The organism is Novosphingobium sp. (assembly GCF_031424035.1).
Taxonomy (GTDB): Bacteria; Pseudomonadota; Alphaproteobacteria; order Sphingomonadales; family Sphingomonadaceae; genus Novosphingobium.
In genome coordinates this window covers 13,629-31,774 of the sequence record NZ_JANPGP010000017.1, presented here as the reverse complement: position 1 = coordinate 31,774, position 18,146 = coordinate 13,629, and the positions used below count along the sequence as shown (strand labels likewise).

Annotated in this window: 11 protein-coding genes; 6 read left to right on the top strand and 5 right to left on the bottom strand. The window is 64.2% G+C overall.

Going from position 1 to position 18,146, the window contains the following annotated elements; genetic code table 11:
* From infC to RMO89_RS02255, 3 genes are all read right to left on the bottom strand, one after another.
* A partial coding sequence (gene infC, locus RMO89_RS02265; RefSeq protein WP_310530970.1) for a translation initiation factor IF-3 occupies positions 1-314 on the bottom strand: 314 nt, incomplete at its 3' end.
* 295 nt (positions 315-609) lie between these two features.
* The gene (locus tag RMO89_RS02260) at positions 610-3,363 is read right to left on the bottom strand and encodes a [protein-PII] uridylyltransferase (protein ID WP_310530968.1); all 2,754 of its coding nucleotides are present in this window, start codon (positions 3,361-3,363) and stop codon (positions 610-612) included.
* Positions 3,364-3,366: 3 nt separating this feature from the next.
* Positions 3,367-5,067, bottom strand: coding sequence for a class I adenylate-forming enzyme family protein (locus RMO89_RS02255; protein WP_310530967.1), 1,701 nt, complete (start codon positions 5,065-5,067; stop codon positions 3,367-3,369).
* Positions 5,068-5,173: 106 nt separating this feature from the next.
* Here RMO89_RS02255 and lgt point away from each other — a divergent pair, with 106 nt between their 5' ends.
* Genes lgt through RMO89_RS02235 form a run of 4 tightly spaced genes read left to right on the top strand, consistent with a single transcriptional unit; the run spans position 5,174 to position 8,466 of the window.
* The gene (lgt, locus tag RMO89_RS02250) at positions 5,174-6,037 is read left to right on the top strand and encodes a prolipoprotein diacylglyceryl transferase (protein WP_310530965.1); all 864 of its coding nucleotides are present in this window, start codon (positions 5,174-5,176) and stop codon (positions 6,035-6,037) included.
* Positions 6,034-7,083, top strand: coding sequence for an SAM-dependent methyltransferase (locus RMO89_RS02245; RefSeq protein WP_310530963.1), 1,050 nt, complete (start codon positions 6,034-6,036; stop codon positions 7,081-7,083). Before lgt ends, RMO89_RS02245 begins: the two co-directional genes overlap by 4 nt.
* The gene (locus tag RMO89_RS02240; protein ID WP_310530962.1) at positions 7,059-7,685 is read left to right on the top strand and encodes a 1-acyl-sn-glycerol-3-phosphate acyltransferase; all 627 of its coding nucleotides are present in this window, start codon (positions 7,059-7,061) and stop codon (positions 7,683-7,685) included. The genes RMO89_RS02245 and RMO89_RS02240 overlap by 25 nt, the downstream gene beginning before the upstream one ends.
* Positions 7,678-8,466: a DUF1295 domain-containing protein gene (locus RMO89_RS02235; RefSeq protein ID WP_310530960.1), complete on the top strand. Its 789-nt coding sequence runs from the start codon at positions 7,678-7,680 to the stop codon at positions 8,464-8,466. The genes RMO89_RS02240 and RMO89_RS02235 overlap by 8 nt, the downstream gene beginning before the upstream one ends.
* A 9-nt stretch (positions 8,467-8,475) precedes the next feature.
* Here the strand turns inward: RMO89_RS02235 and RMO89_RS02230 are convergent, their stop codons facing one another.
* The gene (locus RMO89_RS02230; protein ID WP_310530958.1) at positions 8,476-10,263 is read right to left on the bottom strand and encodes a bifunctional metallophosphatase/5'-nucleotidase; all 1,788 of its coding nucleotides are present in this window, start codon (positions 10,261-10,263) and stop codon (positions 8,476-8,478) included.
* A gap of 64 nt (positions 10,264-10,327) precedes the next feature.
* Positions 10,328-12,865: a DNA topoisomerase (ATP-hydrolyzing) subunit B gene (gene gyrB / locus RMO89_RS02225; protein WP_310530956.1), complete on the bottom strand. Its 2,538-nt coding sequence runs from the start codon at positions 12,863-12,865 to the stop codon at positions 10,328-10,330.
* A gap of 42 nt (positions 12,866-12,907) precedes the next feature.
* Between gyrB and RMO89_RS02220 the strand changes: the two genes are divergently transcribed.
* Both RMO89_RS02220 and RMO89_RS02215 read left to right on the top strand, forming a co-directional pair.
* Positions 12,908-15,793, top strand: coding sequence for a CHAT domain-containing tetratricopeptide repeat protein (locus tag RMO89_RS02220; RefSeq protein WP_310530955.1), 2,886 nt, complete (start codon positions 12,908-12,910; stop codon positions 15,791-15,793).
* Positions 15,794-15,926: 133 nt separating this feature from the next.
* Positions 15,927-18,017 (top strand): TonB-dependent receptor domain-containing protein, encoded by a 2,091-nt coding sequence (locus RMO89_RS02215; RefSeq protein ID WP_310530954.1) that lies wholly within the window; start codon positions 15,927-15,929, stop codon positions 18,015-18,017.
* Positions 18,018-18,146 lie beyond the last annotated feature (129 nt).

The following is an 18,146-nucleotide window of genomic DNA, read 5'->3' as shown; positions in this document are numbered from 1 at the left end:
TCATAGTCATGATCGTCGATGTTCGGACGCATTTTGATCTCCTTGATCTCCTGCGTCTTCTGGGTCTTGCGGGCGAGGTTAGCCTTCTTCTGCGCCTCGTAGCGGAACTTGCCGACATCGAGGAACTTGCAGACCGGCGGATCAGCGTTGGGCGATACCTCGACCAGATCAAGGCCGACTCCGGCCGCCTGTTCGATTGCCTCGCGGGTGTACATGACGCCGATATTCTCACCAGTCTCATCGATCACGCGGACCTTGTCCGACTGGATGAGCTGGTTGTAGCGCGGCCCGCTCTTGACGGGGGGCTGCAGCATGCGCCGGGGTGGGGGAGCTATAGTGTCTTCTCCTGTGATGGGTCTTCGCCGCGTCCTTAGTGCGAATCGCGGGTTTGGGGAAGGGGAGTAATTTGTTGGGTGCGCCAGTCGCATCCGCGACTGGCTTGCGGCACCGGCCCGCTCCCGTCCGAGGTGCGAGAAAATGTCCGGGGGACATTTTCGCCGAAGGGGCCGGCCACCCAGAGCATACAATCTCGTTGGGTGGCCGGGCGGGGGAGCGGGCCGGTGCCGCAGGAAAGCCGGATGGCTTTCCGCACCGCCGTCAGGCGGACAATTACGCCGCTTCCACCTCGACCGTATCTTCACCCGCCGCTTCAAGCAGCGCGGTTTCGACTTCCTTCATGCGGCCGGCGTGCTCGATCTTTTCACCCAGCACGTCAGTGACATAGAACGTATCCACCGCGCGCTCGCCATAGGTGGCGATATGCGCCGAATGGACCACCAGCCGCGCTTCGAACAGCGCGCGGGCCAGCCGGTTGAGCAGGGCGGGCCGGTCACGGGCGGCAACCTCGACCACGGTGAAGCGGTTCGATGCCTTGTTGTCGAAGGCAACGCCGGGGCGCACCACAAAGGCCTCGGCGCGCGGGCGGGCGAGCGGACGGGCAGCGAGGCGGGGGACCAGCTTGACCCGGTTGGCCAGCGCGTCGGCGATCATCGTCTCGATCCGCTGGAGTTGACTGCCTTCGCTGAACGGGCGTCCCAGCGGATCCTGAACCAGAAAATTGTCGACCGCAAAGCCGTTACGCGCGGTGTGGATGCGCGCGTCGATGATGTTGCCGCCAGCCAGATGTATGCCCCCGGCGATGCGGTAGAACAGGCCCGGGTGGTCGGCGGCGATCACCGTCACCAGCGTCGCCCCGCGCGCGGCATAGTAGTGGCAGGCGACATGCAGCGATGCGCCCTTTGCCGCATCGAGCTGGCGCAGATTCCAGGCGATGATGTCCTCGGGCTCGGCGATCCAGTAGGCATCGCCAAGTTGCTGGCCGACCGAATCGACCAAGTCACCTGACTTGCCGAGCTGCGCACGCACCTTGTCCTTGCGCGCGGCGACCCGGTGGCTGCGCCCGTGCATGGCATGGCCCAGACGCAGGCGCTCTTCCGCCGCTTCGTACAGATCGCCAAGCAACTGACGCTTCCAGCTGTTCCACGTGCCGGGACCGACCGCGCGGATATCGACGATGGTCAGCAGGGTCAGCTGGCGCAGGTTATCGATCGAATGGACCACTTCGATGAAGTCGCTGATCGTTTTCCAGTCGGCCAGATCGCGGCGGAATGCGGTGTCGCTCATCATCAGGTGATAGCGCACGAGCCAGGCGACCATTTCGGTCTCGGCTTCGTCCAGCCCGAAGCGGGGGCACAGCTTCCTCGCCACTTCGGCGCCAAGCACCGAATGGTCGCCGCCGCGCCCCTTGGCAATGTCGTGCAGCAGCACCGCGCAATAGGTCACCCGGCGTGAGCGGATCTGCGGGAACAGACGGGTAGCGAGCGGATGGTCTTCCTTTTGCTCGCCGCGCTCGATCTGCGCCAGCAGCCCGATGGCGCGGATGGTGTGTTCGTCGACCGTGTAGTGGTGATACATGTCGAACTGCATCTGCGCGTTGACCCGGCCGAAGTCGGGAACGAAGCGGCCGAAGACATCGGCCTCGTTCATCCAACGCAGTACCGTTTCAGGGTCGTTGCGACTGGTCAGCAGATCAAGGAAAAGGGCATTGGCTCGGGGATCGGTGCGCACGGCGGCGTCGATCAGCTTGGCATCGCGCGAGGCGCGGCGCATCGCGGAGGGATGGATTTCGAGCTGTTCGGATGCGGCGAGCTGGAACAGTTCAACCAGCCGCACCGGGTCCTTTTCGAACCAGTCGTCCGAGGGCGTGTCGATCTTGCCGCCGAAGACGATCCAGCCGCCGGCGATCGTACGCGGGCGAGCGCGAAATCCGGCGAGAAGTCCGCGCGGCTGCTTCTTGGCGAACTGTTCGTCAAGCTGCGACAGGAACAGGCCGGTCAGCGCGCCAACGCGTTTTGCCTGCAGGAAAAAGTACTGCATGAAGCGCTCGACTGCGCTTTTGCCCGGCCGGTCGGCAAAGCCCATCCGCGCCGCAACTTCGCGCTGCAGGTCGAAGGTCAGCCGGTCTTCGGCGCGATTGGTGATCGCATGGAGGTGGCAGCGCACCGCCCAGAAAAAAGTCTCGGCCCGCTTGAACGCGCGGTATTCGGTGGCACTCAGCAGGCCGACGTTCACGAGCTCCGAAGAATCGCGCACCTTGTGGATGTATTTGCCGATCCAGTAGAGCGTGTGCAGATCGCGCAGCCCGCCCTTGCCTTCCTTGACGTTGGGTTCGACGACATAGCGGCTGTCGCCCTGCCGCTTGTGCCGTTCATTGCGCTCGCCCAGCTTTTCGGAGACGAAATCGCGCTCGGTCCCGGCCACCACTTCGGCCCAGAAGCGGCGGTTCGCCTCGTCGAACAGGTCCTGGTCGCCCCAGACGTAACGGCCTTCGAGCAGCGCCGTGCGGATCGTCAGGTCGCTGCGCGCCATGCGCACCATGTCATCCAGGCTGCGGCTCGAATGACCGATCTTGAGTCCCAGATCCCACAGGAAATAGAGCATCGCCTCGATGACCTGCTCGCACCAGGCGGTCTGCTTGCCGGGGGTGAGAAACGCGATATCGACGTCCGAATGGGGGGCCATTTCGCCGCGGCCATAGCCGCCGACAGCCATGATTGTCAGCCGCTCGCCCGTGGTTCGGTTGCTGGCGCGATAGACATTGCCAATAACATGGTCGTGGATGACCCGGACCAGCTGGTCCACGAGGAATGCCTGCGCGGCGGCGCATTCGTGCCCGGCGGAGGGCTTCTCGATCAGGCGGCGCTCGATCTCCGCCTTGCCGTCCCTGAGTGCGGCACGCAGCAGTTCGACCACGCGCGGACGGGCCTTTTCGGCGCCCAGTTCAGCGACGCCATCGGCGATGGCAGAGGCAAGCGCGCGCCGGTCAATGATGGCGCGCTGGTTGGCAATTCGTTGGAAGGTCAAGTGTCAGGCCCGCGTTTCAGCGCCCGTCCACTGGGCCGCAAAGCGCGCTTTCAGGGCACGCTTGTCGACCTTTTCGGTTCCGAGCCGGGGCAGCCTATCCGATTCCCGCCAGAAGTGCACCGGTATCTTGAACCCGGCGAGCTGCGAGCAGAGGAATTCGCGCAGGTCCTCCGGCGTCACGTCGATGCCGTCATGCGCCACGTAAACCGCCACCGGCACTTCCCCGAGCCGGTCATCGGGCAGGCCGAAGACGCTGGCCTCGGCGATGCCGGGATGGCCGTAAAGTGCGGCCTCGATCTCGCTCGCAGTGATATTCTCGCCGCCGCGGATGATGATGTCCTTCTTGCGATCGACGATGAACAGATAGCCGTCCGCATCGAGGTAGCCGAGGTCACCTGACAGGAACCAGCCGTCGCCGGTCATCGCCGCGGCGGTTGCCTCGGGGTTGTTCCAGTAGCCGATGAAGTTGCAGATCGATCGGATCGCCACTTCGCCAATTTCGCCTTGTGGAAAGACTGTGCCATCGCTGCCCAGGATTCCCACTTCGACCAGCGGGCGACTGGCGGGGCCGGTCGATCCCGGTTTGGCGAGGTAGTTCTCGTTGAAATTACCGCAGCCCACGGCGTTGGTTTCGGTCAGGCCATAGCCAAGGATCGGGTAGCCGGTGGGCAAGGCATCGCGGATCGTGCGGACGTGCGATTCCGGGCGCGGGGCGCCGCCTGCGGCGAAGTGAACACAGGTGGAGAGGTCGTATTTCACCCTGTCGGGATGGCTGGCGATCTCGTAGGTCATCAGTGGCACGCCAACGAAATAGGTGACCTTCTCGGCCTCGATCAGCCTCATCGCCTCGGCCGCGTCCCAGCGCGCCATGATCACGACCTTGCGGCCGGTGATCAGGCTTTGCAGCAGCAAGGGAATCTCCCCGGTAACGTGGAACAGCGGCACCGCGACCAGCGCGCAAGGCAGCCGGCCTTCGGGCACTTCGCCGCGCGCGGCGTGGTACTGATAGAGCATCAGAGTGTTCGCCGCGAAGTTCACCGTCGCCTGCACGACCGCCCGGTGGTCCGACAGCGCGCCCTTTGACTGACCGGTCGATCCCGAAGTGTAAAGGATAGTGGCGAGGTCATCGCCGGTCAGCGCAGGCAGGTCGGCCGCGCCTGAACCGAGCAGGGCGGCAAGGCCTTCCGCCGGTTCGCCGTGATCGAACACCAGCACCTCAGCGCCGTGATCGAGCGCATCGATCCGCGCGGCGCGCTGGGCATCCGCAAGGATCAGGCGGCAATCGGCAAGGCGAATGCCGTCAGCCATTTCCTCGCCGGTCCACCAGCCATTGAGCAGCGCCGCGCAGCCGCCCGCAAGCAGCACACCGAAATAGGCGATCACCCAGTTTGCCGAATTGCGCGCGGCAATGCCGATGCGGTCACCCTTGGCGATGCCGTGGCGATTGACCAGTCCGGCGGCGACTTCACGCGACAGAGCCAGAGTTTCCGCAAAGGTCAGTCGCAGCGCACCATCGACGATGAATTCGCGGTCCGCGTGCTGTGTGCAATAATGCGCGAGCATTGCCGGCACGCTGGGCGGGGCATTGCGGAACACCGTCCAGCTGCGGCCACGCACGTCCACCTGCATGGTTTCCAGCATCGCGCCCGGCGCGGTCATCGCGTCCATGATGGCAGTGAAAGTCCGGTCGAGTTCGCTTGGCATGGCCGGTCGGCAATCCTTTCCCGCGCGCGTCGGTGTTCACAAGCGGTTCCATCGCGGGCCGCGCTGTGCCAAGACTGCTGCAACAAACATTTAGGGGTTCAAGTCCTTGCTGTCACTATTGCTTGCCGCCGTTTCGCAGCCGATCAATTTCGATGATCTCGGGCTGACGCGTGGCATCGATCTCGGCTTCTTTACCCTGCGCTGGTACAGCCTCGCCTATCTGGCGGGCATCATCCTTGCCTACTGGCACACCTCGAAGGCGATCCGCACCCCCGGCGCGCCACTGGCGCAGCGCCATGCCGACGACCTGTTCTTCTACTGCACCCTGGGCATCATCCTTGGCGGACGGCTGGGCTATGCGACCTTCTACGCGCCGCAATTGCTGACCGAGCCGAGCGAACTGATCAAGCTGTGGGAAGGCGGGATGAGCTTCCACGGCGGGCTGATGGGCGTGGTTCTGGCCTTTGCCTGGGTGTCATGGCGCGGCAAGCTGAACTTCCTGCGCGTGGCGGACTATGTCTCGGTCTCGGTGCCGTTCGGCATGCTGTTCGGCCGGCTGGCGAACTTCGTCAACGGCGAGCTGTGGGGGCGGCCTGCTGGTCCCGACGTGTCCTGGGCCATTGTCTTTCCCGATGCAGGCCCCTTGGCGCGCCACCCCAGCCAGCTTTATGAAGCCGGGCTGGAAGGGTTGCTGCTGCTGATCATCATGATGCTGCTGTTCTGGAAGACGCGCGCTCGGTTCCGTCCGGGCCTGCTTGCCGGCACCTTCACGGCAGGCATTTCTGCAGGGCGCTTCGTGGTCGAATTCTTCCGCGAACCCGATGCGCAACTGCGTGAATTTGCCCTGTCGACCGGGCTGTCGATGGGCCAGTGGCTGACGATCCCGCTGTTCCTTGTCGGCCTGTTCTTCATGGTCCGCGCGCTGGTCCGTCCGCCGCTCGGCACTACTGCATCGCCTCCGCCGGCATGATCAGCGAGGGGGGGCTCTCGGCGATATTCGAACGCCTGATCGGACATTCCGGGCCGATCAGTGTTGCCCATTACATGGCGGAATCGAACGCGCGCTACTACGCGTCGAAGGACCCTTTCGGTGAGGACGGCGATTTCATCACCGCGCCCGAAATCAGCCAGATGTTCGGCGAACTGATCGGACTTTGGCTGGCCGACATGTGGATCCGCGCCGGGCGGGAGGAGCCGGTGCACTACGTCGAGCTTGGCCCCGGACGCGGCACTCTGGCGCGCGATGCCATGGCTTCGGCAAAGCGCTATGGCCTCACCCCGCGCGTCCATTTTGTCGAAACCTCGACCCAGCTCAAGGATATCCAGCTGGGCACTATGCCCGGCGCGATCTGGCATGATGACTTGTCGACCGTGCCCTACAATGGTCCGATCCTGCTGGTCGCCAACGAATTCCTCGATGCCCTGCCGGTGCGCCAGATGGTCAAGACGGCTGAAGGCTGGCGCGAGCGGATGGTCGGATTTCAGGATGGCCGTTTCCTGCCCGTCGCAGGGCATATGCCGATGGATCCGGCCGTGCCCGAAGCGCGTCGCAATGCCCCCGATGGCACGATTATCGAGACTTGCCCCGGCGCGGCGGCGATCATGTACGAAGTCGCCGGGCGGCTGGTCGATCAGGGCGGTGCGGCGCTGTTCATCGATTACGGGTCCGACGTGGTGCGAGACGGTTCGACGCTGCAGGCGGTGCGTAGTCACCGCAAGGTCGATCCCTTTGCCATGCCGGGTGAGGTCGACCTGACCGCCCACGTCGATTTCGCTTCTCTCGCGCCGGTAGTCGAATCGCGCGGCTGCCGCTGGCTCGGTACGGTCCCGCAGGGGCGCTGGCTGCGCGGTTTGGGGATCGAGGCCCGGGCCGAGGCGCTCTCCCAATTTGCCCCGCAGCATGCCGCCGCCATCCGCTCGGCGACCGATCGCCTGATCGGTGAAGGTCAGATGGGCCTGCTGTTCAAGGTGTTCGGCATGGCCAGCCCGCGATGGCCCGATGGAGCAGGTTTCTGAGGTCCGCCCGCACCCGCTATTCGCTGATGACGCGGTTGGTGCGCGGGGCCTTGCTGGCCCTGTTCCGCTCACAGCGCTGGACGCTCGATCCATGGCAGCCTAGGTCGCGGAAATTCATCATCATCGGCGCCCCGCACACCAGCAACTGGGATTTCCTGTTCTTCATCGGCGCTACCGACGCGCTGGGAATCCGGCCCGCTTTCATGGGCAAGCACAGCCTGTTCCGCTGGCCGATGACCCGCTTCATGCGCGAAATGGGCGGCGTGCCGGTGGTCCGTTCGGCCAGCCACAACTATGTCGAACAGATGATCGACGTGTTCAACGCGCGCGACGAACTGATGCTGGTGGTGGCGCCTGAAGGCACCCGCAAGGGCGCGGCGAAGTGGAAGACCGGCTTCTATCATATGGCGCTGGGTGCCGGCGTGCCGATCGTGCCGGCCTGGGTTGACCATGCCGTGCGGCGCGGAGGGCTTGGCCCGGAGATCAAGCTTACCGGCAACAAGGCGGTCGATTTCGCCCGCATCCGTGCCTATTTCGAAGAGAAGCTGCCCGGCCACCCGCGTTGGCAAGCCATTACCGCAGGGATTGATGACGATGACTGAGATCCTTCTGACCAACGCGGCGATCATCCTCGTCACCATGCTGGCGCTCTGGGCCGTGGCGGCGAAGATCGGCGACGTATCGTTCATCGATGCCGTCTGGGGCGGCGGCATGGCGCTGCTGGCGGCGACGGCATGGCTGCAACTGGACGAGCCCGGACCGCGTGCTTCGCTGATTGCGGCTATGGCGGTGATCTGGGGCGCGCGGCTGGCGATCCACCTCTACACCCGCTGGCGGGCGAGCGGTGAGGACCCGCGCTATGCCAAGATCCTCGGTCCCGCGCGTGACAAAGGGCGCTATGCGAGCGGTGCGCTGAAGCGCGTGTTCCTGCCGCAGGCTGTGTTGCTATGGGTCACTTGCCTGCCGGCGCAAATGGGTGTCGCCGGATCTGGCGCGGCGGGCATCGGCACGCTGGCAATGGCAGGAGCCGCGCTGTGGCTGCTGGGCATCGTGTTCGAAACCGTGGGTGACTGGCAGCTTTCCCGCTTCCGCGCTGATCCTGCCAGCAAGGGCAAAGTACTCGACACCGGCCTGTGGCGCTATACCCGTCACCCCAATTACTTCGGCGATGCCTGCGTATGGTGGGGCATCTGGCTGGCGGCGACCGAGGCCGGCTGGCCCGTGGCGCTGGGCAGCCTGATCGGACCCGCCTTCCTGACCTTCACCCTGACCAAATGGTCGGGCAAGCCGCTGCTTGAAAAGGGCATGGCCGACCGGCGACCGGGCTATGCGGAATACGTTCGGAAGACCTCGGGCTTCCTGCCGTGGTTACCTAAAAAGTAGGCGCGCCGCTCAGCGGTATTTCTGTCCCGGCGGAGCGTTGCGTTTCAGCGCGTTGAGATCGGGCCGGGCATCGATCGCGCGCACTTCCTGTGGCGCGGTGCGGGGTGGAACGGCCTTGAGCCAGGCTTCCAGCGCGTCGATTTCCATCATGCCTTCCACCGGGTCGCGACCCTTTGTAAAGGCATCGAAGCTGTCGCCTCCCTCGGCCATGAAACGGCTGATCGTCACGCGGTAGGACTTCGCTGGATCGATCAGCGCGCCCCCAAGATTGATGGCGGTGATCCGCGAGCCGATCGCCTGACTGCGATCATAGGTGAAGTTGAAACCGGCCGAGGGCGCAAGAACCTGCTCGGGCGCGTTGGCATCAAAGCCCTGCTCCAGCGCTTCCTTGATCTCCGCACCGGTCAGGCTGACCGTGACCAGCCGGTTGCGGAACGGCTGGACGGCAAAAAGATCGACAAAGGTCACTGTGCCATCGGTGTCAGCGTTCAGTGACCGGCGGATGCCGAAAGGGTTCATCAGCGCAATCTGCGCCCCCGCACCGGTTGTCGCGGCAAGCTGGGCATCGGCGATCAGGTTGCCGAGCGGGCCGCCGGTATTGGCGAGCGGGCCGTCGAGCTTGTCGACCGGCGCGGCAATCTTGCCCACCGGCCGCTTGGCCACCACGTCGGCGGCCTTGATGTAAGTCGCGACATAGTCCGCTACATCCTTGCGTGGCTCGAACTGCGGGAAATCCGTCCGGTTGGCGATGAAGGCGGTTGACGCCCGGTAGCCCGGCGACTGGACAATCACCTGCTGCGCCTTGCGGCTGACCACCTTGTTGGCGATCGGATCGATTTCCAGCGTGATGTCGGTCACCATCTTGCCCCACAGGCCGGCGCTGGTCATCAAGAAAGGCTTGTCCTTGTTGATCGCGCCATATTCGCAGACATAGTCCCAGTGCGTATGGCCCGAGATGACGAGGTCCACGCGCGTGTCGAGCCGGTCGAGGATCGGCTTGATCTCACCATAAAGGCCGGGACAGCCATTGGGTGCGGGATCGGTCGTGCGCCCGCCCTGGTGGATCACCACGACGACGGCGTCGACCCCTTTGGCCTTGAGCGTGCTGACCAGCGCATTGGCCGTATCGGCCTCATCGGCAAAGCGGATGCCCTTCACGTTCTCCGGCTTTTGCCCGATGCCACTGTTCTTCAACGTCAGCCCGATGAGGCCGAGCTTGACCCGCATGCGCCCATTGCCGAAGCTGCGGATGGCGGTTGCCGGCAGCAGGGTGGAACCATCATCCTTAATCGTATTGGCCGCGAGGATGGTGAACTTCGCCCCTTTGAAACGCTCGATCTGGCATGGCTTGATCGCGCTGAACTGGGCGCAGCCGCCCTTTTGCTTGCGCAGCAGCTCTTCGGTGCCGCTATCGAATTCGTGATTGCCCGCCGCGTTGAAATCCAGCCCGATGCGGTTCATCACCCCGATCGCCGGTTCATCGAGGAAAGAGGACGAGCTGAACGGGCTGCCGCCAATCATGTCGCCCGCCGAAACGGTCAGGTGATAGCGATATTTGGCGCGCACGGAATCGACCGCGCTGGCCAGCCATGCCGCGCCGCCGGCGGGCACCTGCACGAAGTCGCCCTGACCGTCAGGAACCACGACCGACTGCTGCGGCGGCTCCAGCGTGCCGTGGAAATCGTTGATCGCCGCGATGCCCACGGTAACGGTCCGCGGTGCCTTGTCCTTGGCCGCCAGAGGGCCGGCGTGAGCGACCAGTGCGGCGGCGATAAGTGCAGTCGTTGAGCGTATCATGCACACCCCGGTACTTGCTGGTCGTGACCGCCTTGTGACGAGTGCTTCGCGACCAGCACTTGTCCTAAACGTCGAGGTTGGCGACGTTCAGCGCGTTCTCCTGAATGAAGTCGCGGCGCGGTTCGACGATGTCGCCCATCAGGCGGGTGAAGATCTCGTCGGTCACGTCGGCGTCCTCGACCTTCACCTGCAGCAGGATGCGGTTCTCCGGATCGAGCGTGGTTTCCCAGAGCTGCTCGGCGTTCATTTCGCCAAGACCCTTGTAGCGTGAGATCGACAGGCCCTTGCGGCCATTGGCGAGCACGGCGTCAAGCAGCTGAGACGGACGGGTGATCGCGCCATCGCCGGCGACGGCGCGGACCGGGGCGGCAATCTGATCGTCGCCTTCGCCGGGGTTGCCCGTATCGGCCTCGGGCTCGGGCTCAACCTCGACAGCAGTGACGCGCACCAGCCTTGCGGTGCCCGAATAGACATCGGCCTGCTCAGCGGCGAGGCGGGCAAGCTTGCGGGCTTCAGCGCTGGCGAGGAAGCTCGCTTCGATCGGATAGACGTCGGAAACGCCGCGCCACAGGCGTACGATCTGCACCGAGCCATCGTCGAGGACCTTTGCCGTCCACGTTGCTTCGCTGTCAGCGCGGCCCAGCCATTCGCCGGTCTTGGCGACGGCTGCGGCCCGTGCGGATGCCTCCATGTCAGGCTGGAGCGCGCCCGACAGGGCCAGCGCCTCGACCACGGCGGGATCGTACTTGCGCTGCACGAAGGCCATCAGCGAGCGCAGGCGCATGGCGTGTTCGACCAGTTCGGTAAGCTCCTGCCCGCCGCGTGCGCCGCCGGCAGTTTCGAGCACGCGCCCGGCGGTGCCGGCTTCGACCAGATAGCGATCAAGCGCAGCGGCGTCCTTCAGATAGACTTCGCTGCGACCCTTGCTCACCTTGTATAGCGGCGGCTGCGCGATGAACAGGTGGCCGGCCTTGATGATCTCGGGCATCTGGCGGTGGAAGAAGGTGAGCAGCAGCGTGCGGATATGCGCGCCGTCGACATCGGCGTCGGTCATGATCACGATCTTGTGATAGCGCAGCTTGTCCAAGTTGAATTCGTCGCGGATACCGGTGCCCATCGCCTGAATCAGCGTGCCGACTTCGCGCGATGAAATGATCCGGTCAAACCGTGCCCGTTCAACGTTGAGGATCTTGCCGCGCAGGGGCAGGATCGCCTGATAAAGCCGTTCGCGGCCTTGCTTGGCCGAGCCGCCGGCGCTGTCACCCTCGACCAGGAACAGTTCGCACTTCGATGGATCGCGTTCCTGACAATCGGCCAGCTTGCCGGGCAGGCTGGCGATATCCATCGCGCCCTTGCGCCGAGTCAGTTCGCGGGCCTTGCGTGCTGCTTCGCGGGCGGCGGCGGCGTCGATGATCTTGTGGACCACTGCCTTGGCGTTGGCGGGGTTTTCCTCAAGCCATTCGAGCATGCGGTCGGCCATCAGGCTTTCCAGCGGCTGGCGCACTTCGGAAGAGACCAACTTGTCCTTGGTCTGCGACGAGAACTTCGGATCGGGCAGCTTGACCGAAACAATCGCGGTCAGCCCTTCGCGCATGTCATCGCCGGTCAGGTTGACCTTTTCCTTCTTCAGCAGGCCAGACTTTTCGGCATAGCTGTTGAGCGTGCGAGTCAGCGCGGCGCGGAAGGCAGCAAGGTGCGTGCCGCCATCGCGCTGCGGGATGTTGTTGGTGAAGCACAGGACGTTTTCGTAATACGAATCGTTCCATTCCAGTGCGACATCGATGCCGATGCCGTCGCGTTCGGAACTGATGGCGATCGGGTTGGGCAGCAGCGGCTGCTTGTTGCGATCGAGGTAGGAAACGAAAGCTCCGATGCCGCCTTCATAAAACAGGTCATGTTCGACCTGCTCTTCATGGCGCTTGTCGCGCAGGAGAATACGCACGCCCGAATTGAGGAAAGCGAGCTCCCGGTAGCGGTGCTCAAGCTTTTCGAAGTCGAATTCCAGCACGTTCTTGAACGTGTCGGTCGAGGCGACGAAGGTCACGCGGGTGCCCTTCTTGACTCCCCCGGAATCATTGGCAGGCGCCGGTCCCTTGACCACGAGCGGACCAACGGCATCGCCATGTTCGAACCGCATCCAGTGCTCCAGCCCGTCGCGCCAGATGGTCAGTTCGAGCCATTCGGACAGGGCGTTGACCACCGAGACGCCAACGCCGTGGAGACCGCCCGAGACCTTGTAGGCGTTATCGTCCGACGTGTTCTCGAACTTTCCGCCTGCGTGAAGCTGGGTCATGATGACCTCTGCCGCCGAGACACCTTCTTCGGAGTGGATGCCGGTGGGAATGCCGCGCCCGTTATCCTCAACCGAGACCGAGCCATCGGGGTTCAGTTCGATCAGGACGAGGTCGCAATGCCCGGCCAGCGCTTCGTCGATGGCGTTGTCCGACACCTCGAAAACCATGTGATGGAGACCCGACCCGTCGTCGGTGTCGCCGATGTACATGCCAGGGCGTTTCCGCACGGCGTCGAGGCCCTTGAGGACCTTGATCTGGTCGGCGCCATAAGCGTTGGCGTTCGGGATATTTTCAGGCGTTTCAGACATGCCCGCGATATAGGTGCAGAGGCGCGGAATCGGAAGGGTTTTGTGCCTTCCATCCACAGCGGCTTTGTGGTCTTTTCCGGCGGCATCACTCGGGGGATCAAGGCGATGAAATCCGGCTCGTTCATGGCACTCTCGGCACTGGTTTTCGGCTGTGCCCAGCCGGCGCTGGCCAAGCCGGTTGACCGGACTACGCTTGATGCTCTGATGGCGAAGGCGGACGCCTATGACACGGGGTCTGATCCGCAGGCCGGCATGGCGCTTTACGAAGCCGCGCTGGCTGAGGCGATGCGGCTCTATCCCGCCTCGCACCCCGCCGTCGCCGCGGCGCGGCAGGGCATCGCCTCTGGCTTCGCCGCTCAAGGCAAGATGGACGAAGCCGCGAAGATCCTTGGCGAAATCCAGCCCATTCTGGAAAAAGCGGGTCCTGCCTATCTCAAGGCGCTGGCCAGCACCCACAACCTGCGCGGCTATATCGCCCACTATCGCAGCAACCTTGCCGAAGCGATTCCCGCGTTCACCACCAGCCTTGCGATTGAACGCTCGCTGGCCAAGGGGCAGCCGAATCTCGATCTAGCCAAGGCGCTGTCGAATCTCGCCGGGATCAACTGGGAAGCCGGAAAGCAGGATCAGACGCTTTCGCTCAACGCCGAAGCTATTGCCATGGGCAAAGCGCTCAACCCGATCCCGGGAGATATTGCCACCTGGTATGCCAACCGCGTCGCCTACCTCTACACCCTTGGCCGGCCGGACGAAGCCGTGGCATTGGCGCGCGAAGGCATCTCGTTGAGCGAGACATTGCTGCCCAAGGGGCATCCTGCGGTTTCCACCCTCCATGCCAACATGGGCGCCATGCTGATCAGGCAAGGCAAGCCGAATACGGCGATTCCTCATCTGCGCCAGGCCTATGAATCGATCGAAGCGGTGAGCGGGTCGCCTAACCAGAACAGCGCCTCGATGCGCGCGATGATGGCGACCGCGCTGTCCGACTCCGGCAACGATGATCAGGCCGTCGCATTTCTCGACCAGGCGATCGGCGTGATCGAGAAGCAGCTCGGCCCGGAAAGCAACCGCGCGCTGCAAGCGCATGAAGTGCGCGCGACGGCCTTGATGCGGCTTGGCCGGATGGACGAGGCCCTCACCGAGCAGAAAATGGTGCTTGAAGTGCGCGACAGGCGCCTGTCATCGCAGCACCGCGACCGCATGACGGGGCGCGGGATGCTCGCGCGCATCGCGCTTGCCAAGGGCGACCTCGCTTTGGCCGAAAAGACGATGCGCGAAGGCGTTGCCCTGCGCATGCTCGCTGCGCCGCCGCAGCACCAGGAACTGCTGGCCGAGCGGGCGCTGCTGTTGCTTGTGCAGTCGCGCGCGGCATCGCGCAGCAAGGGCGAACTGGTGGCGGAGGCGCAGGACATATTCGCCAGAGCCAAGGCGAATGCTGGCGCCAACCCTTCCGCCGACCTTACGATCTCTGCGCGAGCAACGTTTCAGTATCTCGCGGAAGTGTTTCAGCGCGCTGGAGACACCGATGCCGCGTTCGAAGCGCAGCAATGGACCGTGCGGGGATCGGTCGATTCCGCTGCCGCCACCGCTGCCCAGCGCCGCGCTGCGGTGAGCGATCCGGCGGCGGCTGCGATGTTCGAGGACAGGCGAAAGCTTGCAGCCCTGCGGTCCGGAACCCTGTCCGCAATCGAAGCGCAACTGGCTGCGCCCAAGGCGGAGTTCGACCTGGCGAAAGCCAATGCCGAACTTTCCCGTCTCGACTTGGCGATACAGCGACTCGACGGCGATCTTGCCGCGCGCAAGATCGATAGCGGACATTTCGCCACTGTCTCGTTGATCGAGGCGCGGGGTCAATTGCGCAAGGGCGACCTGTTTATCCAGGTAACGCCGAGTTACGACCGGTTCATCGTTACCGGGGTAAGCCCGTCGGCGACGATCCAGTACATCACTGACACAGATAGCAAGATGATGCGTGATGCCGTCGATCGCCTGCGCGCCGCGCTGCTGCCGTCGGCCGCAGGCAACGCCTTTGACCGTGCCAGTTCTGCTGCCGTTTACCGTGCGCTGGTTTCACCGCGGCTCGAAAAGGAGCTGCGCCAGACCAGAAACCTGCAAGTCAGCGCGCATGGTCCGCTCGGCGCGGTGCCGTTTTCGCTGCTGGTCGCCGACGTGCACGGCAAGGATTTCCTCATGGATCGTATGTCAGTGACCCGGCTGGCGGGCGCGCCGCGTCGCCATTCCGACAGCGGCTTACACGCAACGACGCAAATGCTGGGAATGGGCTCGGCGGAAGCAGTCCCTCAAAGCCCGGAGCAAAACACGACGCCAGTGCGCGGTAGTCCGGTAGAAGGGCTTGATCGCCTGCCGCCGTTGCCGCGCGCTGCCACAGAGCTTGCCGCAATCGCTCGCGCCATCGGGGCGCGGAGCCCGACGATCCTCACTGGCGTGGCGGCAACCGAATCCGCACTTGCCGGCTTGAGGATAGCTCCGGGAACGGTCGTAGCGTTCGCCACTCACGGGCTGGTCTCGGGCGAGTTCGAGGGGCTGCGAGAACCAGCGCTGCTGCTCAGTGCTTCGGGCAAAGACGATGGCCTTCTGACCGCCAGCGAGATCGCCCGGCTTGACCTGCCGGCATCGTGGGTGATCCTTTCGGCCTGCAACACGGCGGCGGGATCGGGTCCGGATGCGCCCAGCTTGTCGGGCCTCGCCCAAGCCTTCATCCTTGCCGGGGCGGACCGGATCATTGCCACGCACTGGCCGGTGCGCGATGATGTTGCCAGCGCGGTGACGGCGGGAACATTGCGCCATTCGGCCAAGGGAGCCGCACCGGCAGAGGCCGTGCGCCGCTCGCTGGGGGATTGGCGCAAGGGAGCCGGGGCCAAGGCGCACCCTTCGCTATGGGCAGCGTTCGAACTCGTCAGTCCCTGATCGCCGGAAGGGCGCGCTACGGGAACGGTTAGTCGCACCTTTCTTAAATGATATGTTGTAACACCTCGAAGGCTGCGCTAGTTGGCGCGGCAGGAGGGGGCGTTTGAGTAATAGAGATGGGTCTGTGCGTTCAATGAAACTTCCCCTGCTGCTTGCTTCCGTCGCAACTCTTGCCCTCACTGTGTCGCCCGCATCGGCCCAGCAGGTGGAAGATGATCATCACGCCCCAGAGGAGATCGTCGTCACCGGTACCCTGATCCGGTCGCGGCAGGATGTGCTGTCGGGCGTCGCGGTAATCCAGTCGCAGGACCTGGCCCAGGCGATGCGGCCCTCCATCGGCGAGACACTGCAGAATATCCCCGGTGTCTCCGCCACGTCCTTCGGGCCGAGCGCTTCGCGCCCGGTGCTGCGCGGCCTGCAGGGCGAACGCGTGCGCGTGCTGACGGATGGCATCGGTGCGATCGACGTGTCGAACACTTCGGTCGATCACGCGGTGGTGGTGAACCCGCTGCTGGCTGAACGAATCGAGGTCCTGCGCGGGCCGCAGTCGCTGCTTTACGGCGCCTCGGCGATCGGCGGCGTGGTCAATGTCACTGACCGCCGGCTGCCCACCAAGGTTCCCGGTGAGAAGGTGCACATCGGCGCCATCGCCAGCTACGGCTCGGCGGCCAACGAACGTTCGCTTTCCGCCAGCAGCGATATCCTGATCGCCGAACACCTCGTGTTCCATGCCGACGGTTCCTGGTCGAAGAGCGACGACCTGCGGATCGGGGGGGGTGCCCTGTCGCCGGCGCTGCGGGCCCAGGCGCGTGCATCGAGTCTGCTACCGCCCGACCCCGCTTCCGATGTCGATTTTGCTGCCAATGCGGATCAATCCGGCACGCTGCCCAACACTTCGGCGCGGGCGTGGACGGCGGGTGCGGGGCTTACCTATGTCAACGATGGTGGGGCGATCGGCGTGGTCTACAGCCATACTGACAATGTCTACGGCATCCCCGTCCGCTTCGCGACCTTGCCGGGGCAGGGCCAGGAAGCGCCGCGCATCGCGCTCAAGCAGGACCGCATCGATGGCCGTGCCGAAATCAACACCGAAGGCAGCCTGATCAGCAAGCTCGCCTTTCGTGTCGGCTATGCCGATTACCAGCATTCCGAACTTGAGCCTGACGGCAGCGTCGGCACCACCTTCTACAACAAGGGCGTGGAAGCCCGCTTCGAACTGGCCCAGGCGGACCGGGGCGGCTGGAAAGGCGTGAGCGGCGCGCAGATGGTCATCCGCGACTTTGATGTTGTCGGTGTGGAGGCGTTCCTGCCGAAGAATTCGAGCGCGCAGGTCGGTTTCTTCACGCTCCAGCAGTACGAAATGGGGCCGTGGAATCTCGAAGCCGGCGCGCGGTTCGAGCATAGCCGTATCACCTCCAAGCCGCTGCCAGCGCAGCCACAGTTCTATAACGGCCGGATCAGCTTTGACACCTTTTCGGCGGCGCTAGGGGGAATGTACGAATTTAGCCCGCAGTGGAAATTTGGTATGAACCTGTCACGCACTGCCCGTGCTCCTGCGGCGGAAGAACTGCTCGCCAACGGCCCGCACGCCGGCACCGAATCCTTCGAGGTCGGCGATCCCGCGCTGAAGATCGAACGAGTGTGGAGCGCCGAGGCAATCCTGCGCGGGCACGGCGAGCGGTTTTCGTTCGAAACATCGATCTATCACAGCTGGTTCTCGAACTTCATCTACGACAACCGCACCGGCGCGGTGGTCGACGGCTTGCCCGAATACCTTTTGCAGCAAGCCAATGCGCGGTTCTACGGCTTCGAGGTGCAGGGCGATTACACGCTCGCCGAATTCGGTGACTGGAAGATCAAGGCCGAGGCGCTGGCTGATTATGTCCATGCCGATATCGATAGCTACGGCCCCGCACCGCGCATCCCGCCGCTGCGTGTGAAGGGCGGGCTCGAACTTTCGTCATGGAAGTGGGACTTCAAGGCCAATGTCGAGCGGGTCACCGGGCAAGACCGGGTTGCGCCTAACGAGGATCCGACCCCGGGCTACACTCTTGCCAATGTCGAAGTGTCATGGCGCCCTTGGGGCCGGGACAAGCCGCTCAGTCTGCTCCTCAGCGCGAACAACCTGTTCGATGTGAACGCGCGGCGCCACGCCAGTTTCCTCAAGGACTATGCCCCGCTGGCCGGGCGTGATGTCCGGGCGACGCTTCGTCTTGAAATCTGAAAACGAAACGGCCGCCCGGCTGGTGCCGGACGGCCGCTTCTGTGGGGAGTGCTTGCTAGAGCCGATGGAACGGCTCTAGACGCTCAGTTTCCTGTAGGACGTGATTTCTGGATCGCCGGCTGTTGCCAT

Excerpts from the sequence above, each read along its gene's own strand:
- RMO89_RS02230 (WP_310530958.1), bottom strand. The coding sequence starts at position 10,263 with ATGATACGCTCAACGACTGCACTTATCGCCGCCGCACTGGTCGCTCAC.
- RMO89_RS02240 (WP_310530962.1), top strand. The coding sequence starts at position 7,059 with ATGGCCCGATGGAGCAGGTTTCTGAGGTCCGCCCGCACCCGCTATTCG.
- RMO89_RS02255 (WP_310530967.1), bottom strand. The coding sequence starts at position 5,067 with ATGCCAAGCGAACTCGACCGGACTTTCACTGCCATCATGGACGCGATG.
- RMO89_RS02215 (WP_310530954.1), top strand. The coding sequence starts at position 15,927 with ATGAAACTTCCCCTGCTGCTTGCTTCCGTCGCAACTCTTGCCCTCACT.
- RMO89_RS02235 (WP_310530960.1), top strand. The coding sequence starts at position 7,678 with ATGACTGAGATCCTTCTGACCAACGCGGCGATCATCCTCGTCACCATG.
- gyrB (WP_310530956.1), bottom strand. The coding sequence starts at position 12,865 with ATGTCTGAAACGCCTGAAAATATCCCGAACGCCAACGCTTATGGCGCC.
- RMO89_RS02245 (WP_310530963.1), top strand. The coding sequence starts at position 6,034 with ATGATCAGCGAGGGGGGGCTCTCGGCGATATTCGAACGCCTGATCGGA.